Origin of the sequence: Eggerthella guodeyinii (assembly GCF_009834925.2) — a bacterium.
Taxonomy (GTDB): domain Bacteria; phylum Actinomycetota; class Coriobacteriia; order Coriobacteriales; family Eggerthellaceae; genus Eggerthella; species Eggerthella guodeyinii.
This window is the reverse complement of record NZ_CP063310.1, coordinates 2,862,364-2,876,964: the sequence shown is the minus strand read 5'-3', so window position 1 is coordinate 2,876,964 and position 14,601 is coordinate 2,862,364. Positions and strand designations below refer to the sequence as shown.

General features: G+C 68.8%; 7 protein-coding genes. 6 read left to right on the top strand and 1 reads right to left on the bottom strand.

Annotation, left to right across the window (positions count from 1 at the left end; all coding sequences use genetic code 11):
• The first annotated feature begins 185 nt into the window (after positions 1-185).
• The 4 genes from GS424_RS12180 (at position 186) to GS424_RS12165 (ending at position 5,989) form a co-directional block, all read left to right on the top strand.
• Positions 186-2,804, top strand: a complete 2,619-nt coding sequence (locus tag GS424_RS12180; RefSeq protein ID WP_160942763.1) for a molybdopterin-dependent oxidoreductase — start codon at positions 186-188, stop codon at positions 2,802-2,804.
• 12 nt (positions 2,805-2,816) lie between these two features.
• Positions 2,817-3,401 carry a 4Fe-4S dicluster domain-containing protein gene (locus tag GS424_RS12175; protein ID WP_235904993.1) on the top strand — a complete coding sequence of 195 codons (585 nt, stop codon included), beginning with the start codon at positions 2,817-2,819 and terminating at the stop codon, positions 3,399-3,401.
• A gap of 121 nt (positions 3,402-3,522) precedes the next feature.
• Positions 3,523-5,265, top strand: a complete 1,743-nt coding sequence (locus tag GS424_RS12170; protein ID WP_160942764.1) for an ATP-binding protein — start codon at positions 3,523-3,525, stop codon at positions 5,263-5,265.
• Positions 5,243-5,989: a response regulator transcription factor gene (locus tag GS424_RS12165; protein ID WP_160942765.1), complete on the top strand. Its 747-nt coding sequence runs from the start codon at positions 5,243-5,245 to the stop codon at positions 5,987-5,989. The genes GS424_RS12170 and GS424_RS12165 overlap by 23 nt, the downstream gene beginning before the upstream one ends.
• On the opposite strand, the gene GS424_RS12160 is transcribed toward GS424_RS12165, so the two are convergent.
• On the bottom strand, positions 5,986-7,389 hold the full coding sequence (locus tag GS424_RS12160) for a helix-turn-helix transcriptional regulator (RefSeq protein WP_160942766.1): 1,404 nt from the start codon (positions 7,387-7,389) through the stop codon (positions 5,986-5,988). The two genes, GS424_RS12165 and GS424_RS12160, sit on opposite strands and share 4 nt — an antisense overlap.
• Before the next feature lie 248 nt (positions 7,390-7,637).
• On the opposite strand from GS424_RS12160, the gene GS424_RS12155 reads away from it, so the two are divergent.
• Both GS424_RS12155 and GS424_RS12150 read left to right on the top strand, forming a co-directional pair.
• Positions 7,638-9,272, top strand: a complete 1,635-nt coding sequence (locus tag GS424_RS12155) for an FAD-dependent oxidoreductase (RefSeq protein ID WP_160942846.1) — start codon at positions 7,638-7,640, stop codon at positions 9,270-9,272.
• A 184-nt stretch (positions 9,273-9,456) separates the two neighbouring features.
• Positions 9,457-14,514 (top strand): DEAD/DEAH box helicase, encoded by a 5,058-nt coding sequence (locus GS424_RS12150; RefSeq protein WP_160942767.1) that lies wholly within the window; start codon positions 9,457-9,459, stop codon positions 14,512-14,514.
• The last annotated feature ends 87 nt before the right edge of the window (positions 14,515-14,601 follow it).

The window sequence follows — 14,601 nt, the reverse complement described above, 5'->3', positions numbered from 1 at the left end:
TTAAGATTCATTACTCAAAAACTATCCCGTTTACCAGGGGAAATGCTTGTTTGCACCCCCTTTGGCGGCTATATTATAGCGTGTCGGAACCGATGATCAAGCCCCGGCGAAAACCCGGAGTTTCGCAGCTGCCGAACCGGCGTGCTGTGCGATCATCGACATGCATTGAGGAGTAGGGGGAGCTTATGGGAAGCCTCATCCAAGAGGTATCGGGCAAGGTGCTCAGTCGTCGCGGCTTCGTCGCCGGCAGCGCGGCCCTCGCCGCGTCGCTTGCGGCATCGTCGTCGCTCGTGGCCTGCCAGCCCGGCAGCCAACAGCAGGCGGAGCAGGGGGCCGAGTCCGCCGAAGGCGAGGGCGTTTGGATTTCCGCAGCCTGCTGGCACAATTGCGGCGGCCGTTGCGTCAACCGCGTGCTCATGAAGGACGGCGTGGTCGTGCGCCAGGGCAGCGACACATCGCACGAGGACAGCTTCGAATGGCTGCAGCAGCGCGGGTGCCCGCGCGGCCGCTCCCAGCAGCAACAGTGCTTCGGGGCCGATCGCCTGAAATACCCCATGAAGCGCGCAAGCTGGCAGCCGGGCGGCGGCGAGGCGTCGCACGGCGAGCTGCGCGGCAAGGACGAGTGGGAGCGCATCAGCTGGGACGAGGCCATCGGCTACATCGCCGAGGAGGTACGGCGCATCTACGACTCCTACGGACCGCGCGCGGTGGTGGGCAACGGCGGCCCCGGCATCGAGCAGGTGCTGGTGAAGCTGGGCGGCTATCTCCAGGTGACGGATACCAGCTCGTGCGGCACGTATTCGTTCAACGTATCGAAGCTGGGTTTGCCGGCGACCGACCTGGGCGAGACGAACGACCGGTTCGATCTGAAGAACGCCGAGACCATCGTCGTCGTCGGTGGCAACTCCGTATGGTCGTCGGGCGGCACGACCATGAACAACTTCAACCAGGCTGTCGAGGCGGGAGTGAAGTTCGTGTACGTCGGGCCTTCGTACAACGCCACGGCCGCGTACTTCGATGCTCGCTGGATACCCATCTACCCGGGAACCGACACGGCGTTTCTGCTGGGCGTTGCCTACGAGATGCTCCAGCAAGACGTGGTCGACCGGGAGTTCCTCGACACGTATTGCGTCGGATTCGATGCCGACCATATGCCCGAGGACGCGACGCTCGACGAAAACTTCGAGGGCTACCTGCTGGGCGAATACGATGGCCAGCCGAAGACCGCCGCGTGGGCGAGCGCCATCTGCGGCGCCCCGGAGGAGGATATCGCGTGGTTCGCGGAAACCGTGGGCAAGGACCACAAGGTCATGCTGTTCCACAACTACGCGCTTGCGCGCTGCACCAGCGCCGATAACGTCCCGCAGCTTTTCATGACGGTGGGCGCCATGGGCGGCCATATGGGAAAGTCGGGCCACGCGATGGGCGGCGCCTACAAGACGTTCGCGGGCACGCACGGCCCCACGCTGGTCGCGTACGGCGAGACGGGCGTCAAGGCGATGGCCAACCCCGTCAAGGAGTACATCACGGCGCCGCTCTTGTGGCAGAGCTTGCTCGACGGATCGTTCAACAGCACGGGCAAAGCGTATTCGAACGAATTCAACGCGCAGGACATCAAGCAGGCCGACGTCAAGTACCTGTCTCTCGAGGGCGCCGCGCGCGTGCAGAACACGCCTTCGTCGGTGACCGCCATCGAGGCGATCCGCAGGATGGACTTCGTCACCTGCTCGTCGCACTTCTTCAACGCGCAGGCGAAGTACGCCGACATCGTGCTGCCCATCACCACGGAGTGGGAGCGCGTGGGCGGGTTCCCCGGTCACCAGCGCAGCCGCGAGACGGTGATCGTGTACACCCAGGTCACCGAACCGCTGTACGAAGCGAAGACCGATCAGGAGATCGGGACGATGCTCGCCGAGAAGCTCGGCCTCGACGCGAAGGAGCTGTGGCCGATCAGCGAGAAGCAGCAGTTCTTCAACCAGATTCTCGGCTGCACGTTCGTCGATCAGGCGGGCGAGGACCAGGTTCTCGTCACGATCACGCAGGAAGACATCGACGCGTGGGAGTGCGAGGGCGCGCCGCAGGAGGGCGTTGTGGGTTTGGACGAGTTCCTGAAGAACGGCTGCTACACCATCAAGCGGGCCGAAGGCGACGCCTACGTGCGCATCGGGTACCAGGACTATATCGAGGATCCCGAAGCGAACCCGCGTCCCAGCGATTCCGGCAAGTTCGAGATCTACTGCCAGTACAAGGCGGACACGCTGAACAGCATGGGCTACAGCCCCGACGGCACGTTCAAGCCGTATCCGAACTACGTAGCCGCGCCTGAAGGACGCGAGGGCGCCTTCGTCGACGGCGTCGTCGGCGGGGAGCCGAGCGCGTATCCGTTCGTGGTGTACAACCCGCATTACCTCCGTCGCGCGCATCCCGTGCTCGACAACGCTCCGTGGTTGCGCGAGGCCTGGCCCAACCCCGTGTTCCTCAACGCGTCCGATGCCGCCGCGAAGGGCGTGTCGGACGGCGATACGGTGCGGGTGTTCAACGCGCACGGCGCCACGCTGCGGACGGCTTCGGTAACCGAGATCGTCATGCCGGGCTGCGTCGGCCTGCCTCACGGCGCGTGGCTCGACTACGACGAGGAGGCCGGCATCGATCGCGCCGGCACCGACAACGTGCTGTGCGGCACGGTGACGAGCGGCATGGGCACGTCGGGGTACAACAATTACAACTGCGATTTCGAGCGTTACGACGGCGAGGCGCTCGCTGCCGATTGCACGCTGCCTCAGCGCATCGTGTCGCTGGACTAAAGGGGGAACAGCATGGCCATGAAGCAAGTGGGGTTCTACTACGACCAAACCCGGTGCGCCGGATGCAAGACCTGCCAGGTAGCGTGCAAGGACAAGAACCGCCTCGAGGTGGGAACGGTGCTGCGCGAAGTGCGTACGTACCAGGTGGGCGCGTTCCCGAGCGTGAAGATGTACCATTTCGCCGCCACCTGCAACCACTGCCAGGTGCCCGCCTGCAAGGACGTGTGCCCGGTGGGCGCCATCACGAAGAACGAGGACGACGGCACGGTGGTCATCGACCACGAGGCGTGCATCGGCTGCTCCTCGTGCGTGAACGCCTGCCCGTACGGCGTGCCGCGCATCGACGAGAAATCCGGGCTCTCGTACAAGTGCGACGGATGCATCGAGCTGCGCGCGCAGGGCTATCAGCCGGCATGCGTGGAGGCGTGCCCGTACCGTGCGCTCGCGTTCGGCGACATCGAGGAGCTCAAGGCCCGCTACGGGAGCGAGCTGGTTACCGAGCTTCCCGCCATGGGCGAGGGGAAGACGGGGCCCAACACGCTCATCAACCCACGCGCGGTTGCCGTCGAGGAGCTGGGCGTGCCGATCACGCTGTAGCGGCCCGGGGGCGTCCGCCGATCATTCCGCGCTGCAAGCCGCCCTCCCGGCTTGCAGCGCGATCGCGTTGCGGGTATCGTTCGGTGTGCGCGAACCGCGAAGGGGCCAAGGGGGTGCGGGGATGAATCGAAAAGAAGCGCGTGCGTCTCGGGGGAGGCGCACGCTGATCGTGCAGTACGTCGTGCTCATGACGTGCATCGCTTCGGTTCTGGTGGTGGCGTACAGCGCGTGGTCGTACGGGCAGCAGACGCGCCAGATCGAGGAGCAGATGCTGTCGGAAGCGCGCGTGCTGGAGAAATCGGTGCAAGCCACCTGGGATTTCATCGACTACGAGCAGCCGAACATCAACTACGATCGCGATGGGTCGTACAACTTCAAGGGGTTGTACTGCTCGCTTGTGGGCAAGAGCGTCGGCAAGATATTCTCCATGAGCACCGACTACCAGTACACGTTGCGCTACACGCGCAACGATCCCCGCAATGCGCTCGACGAGCCCGATGCGTTCGAGAAGGCGGCGCTCGACAGCTTCTACGCCGAAGGGCAAGAGGAATACTACGATGTCGTCGACGACGGGCAGGGCGGCAAGAACTTCCGCTACGTGGGCGCCATCTACCTGACCGAGAGCTGCATGGATTGCCACGGCGGTCCGAAGGGCGAGCTCGACGTGACCGGGTTCGAGAAGGAGGGGCTGGCGGTCGGCGATATCGGCGGGGCGGTCAGCATCACGGCTCCCGCGGGGCTGTACCAGGCGGGCATCGACCTCAACACGGGGCGTACGGTGCTGTTCTTCGTGTTGTTCCTTTCCGTCGCCTTCGGGGCCAGCGTCCTGTTCTTCAGGCACAACGTGACCGCGCCCATCGCCCATCTCGAAGATGCCATGGTCGACATGGGACGCGGCAACCTCAAGGTGGATATCGACGACGTGGGACGCACGCGCGAGCTGAACGACCTGGCCGAGGGTGTGCGCGCCATGGCCGGCGAGCTCGATGCGCTGTACACCACGCTCGAGGAGAAGGTGGATACCCGGACGAGGCAGTATCGGGAGGCCAACGAAATGCTCGAGGAGCAGCGGGAGCGGATCGCCCGAGCCAACGAGCTGCTGGCCGAGACGAACGAGAAGCTGCAGGAGGAAAACGAGTACCGCACGAACATCGTCGCCATCCTGAGCCACGAGCTGCGCACGCCTCTGACGGCCATCCTCGCGTTCGTGGATCTGTGGGAAACGTCGGGGGAAGAGCACAGCGAAGAGAGTCGTGAGTGCATCGCGAAGGTGAAAACGCACAGCCTGACCTTGTTGGAGATGGTCAGCAACGTGCTGGACATGGTGCGGGTCGAATCCGGCGCGCTCGATATCGCGAACGAGACGATCGACCTGGTGGACGTGGTTCGATCGGTGGTGGACGTCGCCGATCCCATCGCTCAAAACAAGCGGATCGCCATCGTGTCGCGCATCGATGGCGACGTGCCGCTCATCAAGGGCGACTGGTCCCAGATCGAGAAGATACTGGGCAACCTCATGAGCAACGCCGTGAAGTTCACCGAGGAAGGGGGGCGCGTGTCGTTCGACACGACGTTCGACGCGGCGAAGAGCTGCGTCGTGTTCTCGGTGTCCGACGACGGCATCGGCATCGCCCAGGAGCGCCTCGACGGCATTTTCGATCGGTTCGTGCAGGCGGATGCTTCGATATCGCGCAAGTACCGGGGCAGCGGTTTGGGGCTGTCGTTGGTGAAGAAGACGGCGCAGGCGCTCGGCGGCGATGTGCGGGTGGAAAGCGCGTTGGGGGTGGGCAGCACGTTCACGGTGACCTTGCCCGTCGAGGTGGTCGAGGAGGATGAGTTCGATGAAGATACTGATTGCCGATGACGAACGCGATCTGTGCGATGCCGTTCGCAAGATCGTGGAGCGGCGGGGCCACTCCTGCCTTGCGGTGCTCGACGGGGGAGCGGTGCTCGAGACGTACCGGCGCGAGCGTCCCGACCTCGTCATCCTCGACGTCATGATGCCCGAGGTCAACGGGTTCGATCTGTGCCGGGAAATCCGCGAGCTCGATGCGAAGGTGCCCATCATCATGCTGTCGGCGAAGAGCGACATCGTGGACAAGAGCATCGGGTTCGCCGCCGGCTGCGACGATTACGTGGCGAAGCCCTTCAACGGCCAAGAGCTGCTCATGCGCATCGAGGCGGGGCTGCGCCGCGCCTCGATCAGCGAATCGGGCGAGGCGGGACGTCGCAGCCGCGCGATCGTGCGCGTGGGCGACATGGAGATCCGCCTCAAGAAGAACGAGGTGCTCGTGCACGGCGCGTACGTCAACCTCACGCCCAAGGAGTTCCAGATCATCGCGTTCCTCGCGAACCACCTCGGCGAGGTGTTCACCGCCCAGAGCATCATCGAGAACGTGTGGGGCCCGTCGTACATGCCGGAGTCGGCGAGCATCGCCGTGTTCGTGCGCAAGATTCGCAGCAAGATCGAGGACGATCCCTCGAAGCCCCGCTACCTGCAAACCGTATGGCGCGAAGGGTACCGCCTGGGAGACGAGGGCATGATCGGCCCCGGCGAGGAGCCTTCGCGCGAGGACGCCGCGCGCTAACCCGCGTTCTCGATGCCCAGCAGGCCGAACAGCTCTTTGCGGGAGTGGACATCGAGCTTCTGGTAGATGTGCTTGGTGTGGGTCTTCACGGTGCTGTTCGCCACGAACAGCTCGCGTTCGATGTCGGCCGGCTTCTTGCGCTGCGCGAGCAGCAGCAGGATCTCCTCCTCGCGCTGCGTGAGCGCGAACCGGTCGGCCAGCTCGTGGCACTTCGTTCCCAGGCGGTTGCGCTCCTGGGCCAGCTCGCTGTTGCTGAACGCGCCCTTGAGCACGGCGCCCCACGGCGACGACAGCTGGCGCTCGGACAGCAGAAACGCCGTCGCGGCGATCACCGACACGGCCACGATGCCCGCCGCGGCCACGTCGAGCAGGGGCGAGGGGGCCGCGTGGTCGAACATGCCGCGCGCGAAGATGCCGGCCTGCACGGACAGCAGGCGCACGGCCCTCTCGATGCCGAACAGCCACAGCGCGTTCATGCCGTAGCGGTACGTCAGGTTGCTGAGGATGACCATGATCACGATGAGGCACAGCGAGTAGCTCCCCAGCGCGAAGAAGCTCGAGAACTCGCTGCCGAACGGGATGAACGCTTGGAACGGCACGAGCGAGAGGATGAGCAGGGGGCATGCGAGCTTGCACACCGACGAGAAGCGGAACTCGCCGCGCTTCACGCTGATGCCGACGTACACCACCGCCGCCGCGAACACGCACCCGAGCCCCGAGTTGATGCCGAGCATGCCGTTGAACACGTACTCGCATAGCCCGTACGCGAACGAGTACAGCCCCACCACCGCCATCGGCTTCCACGGCAGCGAGAACGACCCCCAGGCGGCATGGGGCCGCTCGTCGTCGGGCAGCATGCGGTAGGCGCGCTGCAGGCAGGCGAGCGACGCGACGGGCACGAGGCAGGCGCACACCCACAGCCACGGCACCAGCAGCCCCTTGAACAGCCACAGGATGAGCGACCCCACCACGATGCCGCCCGAGTAGTACAGCCCCACGCGCAGCGGGTTCAGGCAGCCGAACAGCTCCGACCACAGCAGGATGATGAAGGCGATGCCCACGCCGCCGAACAGCACGGCGGGCAACCCGACGGCCGCGGCGCACGAGGGCGCGTACAGCGAGAAGAAGTTGAGGCTGGCCGACGCGATCATGAGGAAGCCCGTGAGCGGCGTCATCCAGCGCTTGCCGTACAGCGGCGCGATGCGCCGCGAGAGCAGCGCCATGGCGATGAGCGTGATGGCGGCCACGATGTCGAACACGGTGTAGCCGAGCCCGGTCGCGGTCTGCGCCGGGAAATCGATGGTGCCGTTCGCGTAGACGGTTTCCGTCCATGCTCGGAACATGCCCATGCCGGTGAAGCAGAACGGCATTCCGAGCGCCTTGCCCTTCGGTCGATCCATGGTTCCCCTCCCTCGTCCGACCCGAGGTTGATTATAGGGGGTTTGCCGGCCATCGATGCTGGTCTTGGGCAAAATCCCCCTGTTTTCAGCGAGGTGGGGGAGAGCGCGGGCGCGAACTTCCCCCTGCCGCGATGCGCGGTGGATGATGCGGCGGCCGCCGCTGCGGCGTACGGTGGCCTCCGGCGCCTGTAAAGCGTCGGATCGAGCAAGCGAACATCGAGAAGGTCAGGGAAAGGGAGGCGGTTTTCATGCAGGACTTGACGCGCAGGGGGTTTCTGACGGCTGCGGCGGCGACGGCGGCCACGGCGGCGATCGCGGGCATGGCGGGGTGCGCGCCGCAGGATGCGCAGACGAAACAGGATGCCGAGGCTGCGAGCGCGAAGACGCGCTGGAGCTGGGAGACGAAGCCCGAGCCCATCCCCGCGGGCGACATCGCCGAGACGATCGAAACCGACGTCTGCGTGGTGGGCTTCGGCGCGACGGGCGCGCCGGCGGCGTTGGCTGCGGCGCAGAGCGGCGCGAAGTGCGTCGTGCTGCAGAAGGAGAGCACGGTGGTGACGAACGGGTGGAGCGCCGCCGCGTTCGGGTCGCGCCGCTTCCTCGAGGCGGGGCAGACCTACAACCTGGGGGAGATCTACGCGCAGTTCGCCGAACTGTCGAACGGCCGCGACAACCCGCGCGTCGTGCGCCTGTTCCTCGAGCGCAGCGGCGAGGTGATGGACTACCTGCTCGACCAGACGCCCGAGCAGGAGCCCGTGCTGCTGGAGAGCGGCCACACGTTCGGCTGGTACATCAACAACGACATGTCCACGCGCTACGACCAGTTCAAGAAGCTGCTCGAGAACATGGCCGGCAAGGCCGAGGCCGCGGGCGCGCAGGTGCTGTACAAGACGCCGGCCGTGCAGCTCGTGCAGGATGAGAGCGGGAGGGTGACCGGCGTCATCGGCGAGCGCTCCGACGGCAGCTACGTGCAGGTGAACGCAGCGAAGGGCGTGGTCATGGCCACGGGCGACCTCTCCGACGACGAGGAGATGGTGGAGTGCTACACGCCCATCCTCAAGGGCGTGCAGAACATGCACGGCGCGCCGTGCAACACCGGCGACGGCTTCAAGATGGCGCTGTGGGCCGGCGCGTCCATCGACAGCGCGCCGCACTGCATCATGATGCACTTCGATCCCACGTGGATGCCCGAGGGCAACGCGCCGTACTCCGGCATCCCCTGGCTGCGCGTGAACCTCAAAGGCGAGCGGTTCGCGAACGAGAACCTGGGCTACCAGAGCGTCGTCACCTCGGTGCGCCTCCAGCCCGAGCAGACCGCCTTCCAGATCACCGACGCGAACTGGGCCGTGCATGCCTCGGTGGACGACTACCAGCACCCGAACAGCCACAGCCGCCACACCACCAACCCGCAGGCCGATTGGGACGACGCCATCAAGCGCGGCGCCATCGTGCAGGCCGACACGCTCGAGGAGCTGGCCGACGCATGCGGCATCCAGAAGGACGCCTTCCTCAAGACGGTGGCCCGCTACAACGAGCTGGTGGACAAGGGCGTGGACGAGGATCTGGGCGTGCGCGGCGACTACCTGTCCTGGAACGCCATCAAGGAGCCGCCGTTCTACGCGCTCAAGCGCATGCCGGGCGTGCTGGCCACGGTGGGCGGTCTGACCGTGAACGAGAAGCTGGAAGTGCTCGACACGGCCGGCGAGCCCATCCCCGGCCTGTACGCCGGCGGCGACGCATCGGGCTCCTACTACGGCGACGACTACCCGCTGTTCATCACGGGCGGCTCGCTCGGCCGCGCGTTCGCCTTCGGCGTGCTGGCCGTGCGCTCGGCCCTCGGCAAGCTCGACGAACCCCTCGACGGCCTGGGCGCGAGCGCCTAGCCGAGAACGTACCCCGCCGCGCCGAACCCCTCCCCGGCGCCGGCTTCGCAGCGGCCCGAAGCGCACGGCGTTTCGGGCCGCCGTGCGTACGGACCGGTGTCAGGTGCGCGTTGCCGATGCGCGCGGCGTGTCCATGCGCTACCATGGAGTCCCGCCCCCGTTTCCGAAGGAGCCGACGCACGCCATGGACGAAGCAAGAGATTCCGCCCCTCATGCCCTCGACCGATTCTCGGACGAGGTGCGCGGCTGGTTCCTCGACGCCTTCCCTGCTCCCACGCCGTTGCAGGAGCGGGCCTGGGACGTCATCGAGGGCGGCGACAACGCGCTGGTCATCGCGCCCACCGGCTCGGGCAAGACGCTCGCGGCGTTCCTGTTCGCCATCGACGAGCTCATGCGGGAGAAGGCGCGCAGCGCGCAGCTGCCGAAGAAGGAGCGTCCGGGCAAGGGCGTGCGGGTGCTGTACATCTCGCCGTTGAAGGCCCTCGGCGCGGATGTGGAGCGCAATCTGCAGGCGCCGCTCGCGGGCATCGCGGCGCGGCTCGCGGCCGACGGCGCCGCCGTACCCGAGGTACGCACGGGCATGCGCACGGGCGACACGACGCCCGAGGCGCGCCGCAGCCTGCAGCGCAACCCGCCCGACATCCTCATCACCACGCCCGAGTCGCTCTACCTCATGCTCACCTCGCAGGCGCGTGAAACGCTGCGTACGGTGGAGACGGTCATCGTCGACGAGGTGCACGCGCTGGCGGGCAGCAAGCGCGGCGCGCATCTGGCCCTCAGCCTCGAGCGTCTCGACGACCTGCTGGAGCGGCCGGCGCAGCGCATCGGGCTGTCGGCCACCGTGCGCCCGCGCGACGAGATCGCGCGCTTCTTGGGCGGCCCGCATCCCGTACGCGTGGTCGCCTCGGAGGGTCGGCCCGACATGGACGTGCGCGTGCGGGTGCCCGTGCGCGACATGACGGCCGTGCCGGTGTACGGGGGAAGCGACCTGACCGGCGGCGATGCTGCGAAGCGCGGGGGAGGCGCCCGCGGAAGCGCGCCGCGCCGCGGGCCCGCGGAAGACGCCTGGAAGTCCGACCGCGCGATGCGCGCCGCCATGGCTAACCACGCGCTGCCCGCGAGCACGACGAGCCCCGACAGCCGTCTGGGCACGTCGTCCATCTGGCCCTACATCGAGGCGACGATCCTCGACGAGGTGCTGGCGCACCGCACCACCATCGTGTTCGTGAACTCGCGCGGCCTGTGCGAGAAGCTGACCGCCCGGCTGAACGACCTGTACGCGAAGCGGATGGGCATCGCGCGCGGCGCGGACGAGGACGCTCCGGCCGCGCCTATCCGCTCGGATCTCGGCTCCACGACGGAGCTGAGCGGCGGCGCTCCGGCCATCGTCGCGAAGGCGCACCACGGCTCGGTGTCGAAGGAGAAGCGGCTGCAGGTGGAGCGCGAGCTGAAGGCGGGCGAGCTGCCGTGCGTGGTGGCCACGTCTTCGCTGGAACTGGGCATCGACATGGGATCCATCGACCTCGTGCTGCAAGTGGCCGCCCCGCCGTCGGTGGCCAGCGCCCTGCAGCGCATCGGCCGCGCGAACCACCAGGTGGGCGGCCGTTCGACGGGAGCCATCTTCCCGCGCACGCGCACCGAGATCATCGACGCGGCCGTGGCGGCCGAGGGTATGTACGAGGGCCGCATCGAGCAGACGGCGTACGTGAAGAACGCACTCGACGTGCTGGCGCAGCAGACGGTGGCCGCCGTGGCCATGGACGAGCTGGCGGTGGACGACTGGTACGACACCGTGCGCCGTGCGGCGCCCTACGCCGAGCTGCCGCGGCGGGCGTTCGACGCGGTGCTCAACATGCTGGCGGGCCGCTACGCGACGGCCGACCTGGCCGAGTTCTCGCCGCGCATCGTGTGGGATCGCGAGCATGGGCGGTTGTTAGCGCGCCCGGGCACGCAGCGCCAGGCCGTCACGTCGGCCGGCACCATCCCCGACCGCGGCATGTTCTCGGTGGTGCTGCCCGAGGGCGACGGCAACGAGGGCCGGCGGCGCGTGGGCGAGCTCGACGAGGAGATGGTGTACGAGTCGCGCGTGGGCGACATCATCACGCTCGGCACCAGCTCGTGGCGCATCGGCGAGATCACGCGCGACCGCGTGATCGTGGAGCCCGCCCCCGGGCGCTCGGCGCGCCTGCCGTTCTGGCACGGCGAAGGGGTGGGGCGGCCCGCCGAGACGGGGCGCATGCGCGGCGCGTTTTTGCGCGCGATCGCCGGCGGCATCGAGGGCGACGACGCGGAGGCGGACGAGGGCGGCGGCTTCGGCGTCTCCTCCGCGGTGCGCGAGCGCCTGGCCGCGGACGGCCTCGACGACGACGCGCAGCGCAACCTCGTGGAGCTCGTCCGCTCGCAGCGCGCGGCCACGGGCACGATTCCCGACGACAAGACGCTCGTGGTGGAGCGCTGCGAGGACGAGCAGGGCGATTGGCGCGTGCTGCTGCACTCGCCGTACGGGCGCCGCGTGCACGAGCCGTGGGCGATGGCGGTGTCCGACCGCATCGCCCAGATGTACGGCTACGACGCGCAGGCCATGGCGGCCGACGACGGCATCGTGCTGCGCATCCCCATGACCGAGACGCGTCTGCCGGGGATGGAGCTGTTCGTGTTCGACCCCGACGAGCTCGACCGCATCGTGCGCGACCGCGTGGACTCCACGTCGCTGTTCGCGGCGCGGTTCCGCGAGTGCGCTGCGCGCGCCCTGCTCATGTCGCCCATCGCGCCGGGCAAGCGCGCCCCGCTGTGGCAACAGCGCCTCAAGGCCGGCCAGCTGCTGGAGGCCGCGCGGCGCGAGCACGAGTTCCCCATCCTCGCGGAGACGGCGCGCGAGTGCCTGCAGGACGTCTACGACATGCAGGCGCTGCACGAGCTGATGGAGCGCGTGCAGGCGGGGTCGGTGCGCGTGGTGGAGGCGCAGACGTCCGTGCCGTCGCCGTTCGCCGCGCCCCTGCTGTTCGGGTACGTGGGCGAGCATCTCTACGCGGGCGACCTGCCGCACGCCGAGCAGCGCGCCTCGTTGCTGTCGCTCGATCCCACGCTGCTGGGCGAGCTGCTGGGTTCCGCCGACTTGGGCGAGGTGCTCGACGCGGAGGTGACCGCCGGCGTGGAGGCCAGCTTGCAGCGCCTCGCCGCCGACCGGCGCATGCGCGGCGTCGAAGGCGTGGCCGACCTCTTGCGCGTGCTGGGCCCGCTGTCCGTCGAGGAGGTGGCGCAGCGGCTCGAACCGACGGATGGGATCGAAGCCGAGGGCGCGGCCGCGACCGCGGCTGCGCCCTCGGAGGACGCGCGCGCGGCGCTCGAGGAGCTGCACGCCGCGCATCGCGCGTTCCCGACGGTCGTCGGCGGCGTCGAACGCTGGGCGGCGGCGGACGACGCCGCGCGCCTGCGCGACGCGCTGGGAACGGCAATCCCGCCGTGGGAGGAAGCGGTGGCGGTCGCGGGGGCCGAAGAGGAGGGGAGCGCGCGCCATCCCCTCGACGAGCTGCTCGCACGCTACGCGCGCACGCACGGCCCGTTCTCCGCCGAGGCCGCGGCCGCGCGCTTCGGCCTCGGCGTCGCCGTCGCGCAGGACGGCCTCGCGCGCCTCGCGTCGGCCGGCCGCCTCATGCAGGGCCGGTTCGGCGAAGACGACGACGGGCGCGCGCTCGCGTGGGTCGAGGCGGGCGTGTTCCGGCGTCTGCGCTCGCTGTCGTTGGCGGAAGCGCGCCGCGCCGTGCAGGCCGTGAGCCAGGGCGCGTACCTGCGCTTCCTGCTCGACTGCCAGGGCGTCGGCCCGCTCGGCGAGGAGGGGTACGAGGGAGTCGACGGCGTTGCCCAGGTGATCGCCCAGTTCGAAGGCGTGTTCCTGCCCGCCGGCGCGTGGGAGGGGCACGTGTTCCCCAGCCGCGTGCGCGATTGGCGCCCGGGCATGCTCGACGAGCTGCTGGCCTCGGGCGACGTCGTGTGGGCGGGATCGCGCCGCGAGGGCGACGACGAGGGCGCCCCGGCGGGGCCTCCGTCCGAGCGCCGCGGCCGCAGCGGACGGGAGCGCGAAGGGGCGGGGCTCGTCGCCTTCTATCCCACCGACTCGCCGTTCGCGCCCGTGCAGCCCGATCTGGCCGATGCGCCCTCCGACGCTCCGGATGCGGACTCGTCGATCGCGCCTCCGACCGTCGAGGGGGCGGTGGTTGACGCGCTCGGATTCGGCGGCGGGCTGTTCTTCCGCCAGATCGTCGACGCGGTGCGGCGCCGGCTCGCGCCCGAGTTCGTCGACGAGGCCGCCGTGGCCGTGACCATGCGCGAGCTCATGTGGGACGGCCGCGTGACGAACGACACGTTCGCCCCCGTGCGCGCCGCCCTCGACGCTGCGGGCGGCGCGGGGCCCAAGCCGCGCAGCGCGCCGAAGCGCCGCGTGAGCAGCCGCCGGTCGGGCCTGCGCCCTGCCGACCCGTCGACGATGCGAGGCATCGCGTCGGCCCAGGCCGCCGTGGGCGCCGCGCTCACGGGACGCTGGTCGCTCACGATGCCGTCGTCCGAGAACGACACGGTGCGGGCCATCGCGCTCGTCGAGTCGATGCTCGACCGCTACGGCGTGCTCTCGCGCGACGTGGTGCAGCTGTCCGGCGTGCCCGGCGGCTTGGGCGCGCTGTTCCCCGTGCTGCGCCAGATGGAGGACACGGGCGACCTGCTGCGCGGCGCGTTCGTGCAGGGTCTTGGCCCCGCGCAGTTCGCCGCGCGCCAAACCGTCGACGTGCTGCGCACGTACGAGGCGAGCGACGAGGAGGCTGCGCGCCGCGAGACGGTGGTGCTCGCCGCCGACGATCCCGCCAGCCTGTTCGGGGCGGGCATCCCCTGGCCGCCGGTCGCCGGCGACGATGCCGAACCGCAGGCGGAACGCCCCGCGCGCCCGACGCGGCGCGCGGGCGGCCTCGTCGTCGTGCGCGGGGGCGAGCCGGTCCTGTACGCTGCGCCGGGGCTGCGCTCGCTGCTGTCGTTCACGCACGACGGCGAGGCGCTCGCCGACGCCGTGCGCGCGCTCGTGGCGCACGAGAAGCGCGCGCTCAAGCGCGCCGGTGCCGAGGGTGCCCGCAAGAAGGTGGTCGTGGAGACGTTCAACGACCGATCCGTGCTGGCAACCCCGGCAGCCGACCTGCTGCGGGAGGAGGGCCTCGTCCGCCTCCCCGACGGCATGCGGCTGTACGTCTCGCCGTTCTGACGAACGGCCCTCGCTGACTCGCTGCGCCCACCTGCGCGCCCATCATGCGCCCTGCGGGCGCATGGGCCGCATCGCTTCGCTCGCGAC

Excerpts from the sequence above, each read along its gene's own strand:
- GS424_RS12180 (WP_160942763.1), top strand. The coding sequence starts at position 186 with ATGGGAAGCCTCATCCAAGAGGTATCGGGCAAGGTGCTCAGTCGTCGC.
- GS424_RS12175 (WP_235904993.1), top strand. The coding sequence starts at position 2,817 with ATGGCCATGAAGCAAGTGGGGTTCTACTACGACCAAACCCGGTGCGCC.
- GS424_RS12160 (WP_160942766.1), bottom strand. The coding sequence starts at position 7,389 with ATGGATCGACCGAAGGGCAAGGCGCTCGGAATGCCGTTCTGCTTCACC.
- GS424_RS12170 (WP_160942764.1), top strand. The coding sequence starts at position 3,523 with ATGAATCGAAAAGAAGCGCGTGCGTCTCGGGGGAGGCGCACGCTGATC.
- GS424_RS12155 (WP_160942846.1), top strand. The coding sequence starts at position 7,638 with ATGCAGGACTTGACGCGCAGGGGGTTTCTGACGGCTGCGGCGGCGACG.
- GS424_RS12165 (WP_160942765.1), top strand. The coding sequence starts at position 5,243 with ATGAAGATACTGATTGCCGATGACGAACGCGATCTGTGCGATGCCGTT.
- GS424_RS12150 (WP_160942767.1), top strand. The coding sequence starts at position 9,457 with ATGGACGAAGCAAGAGATTCCGCCCCTCATGCCCTCGACCGATTCTCG.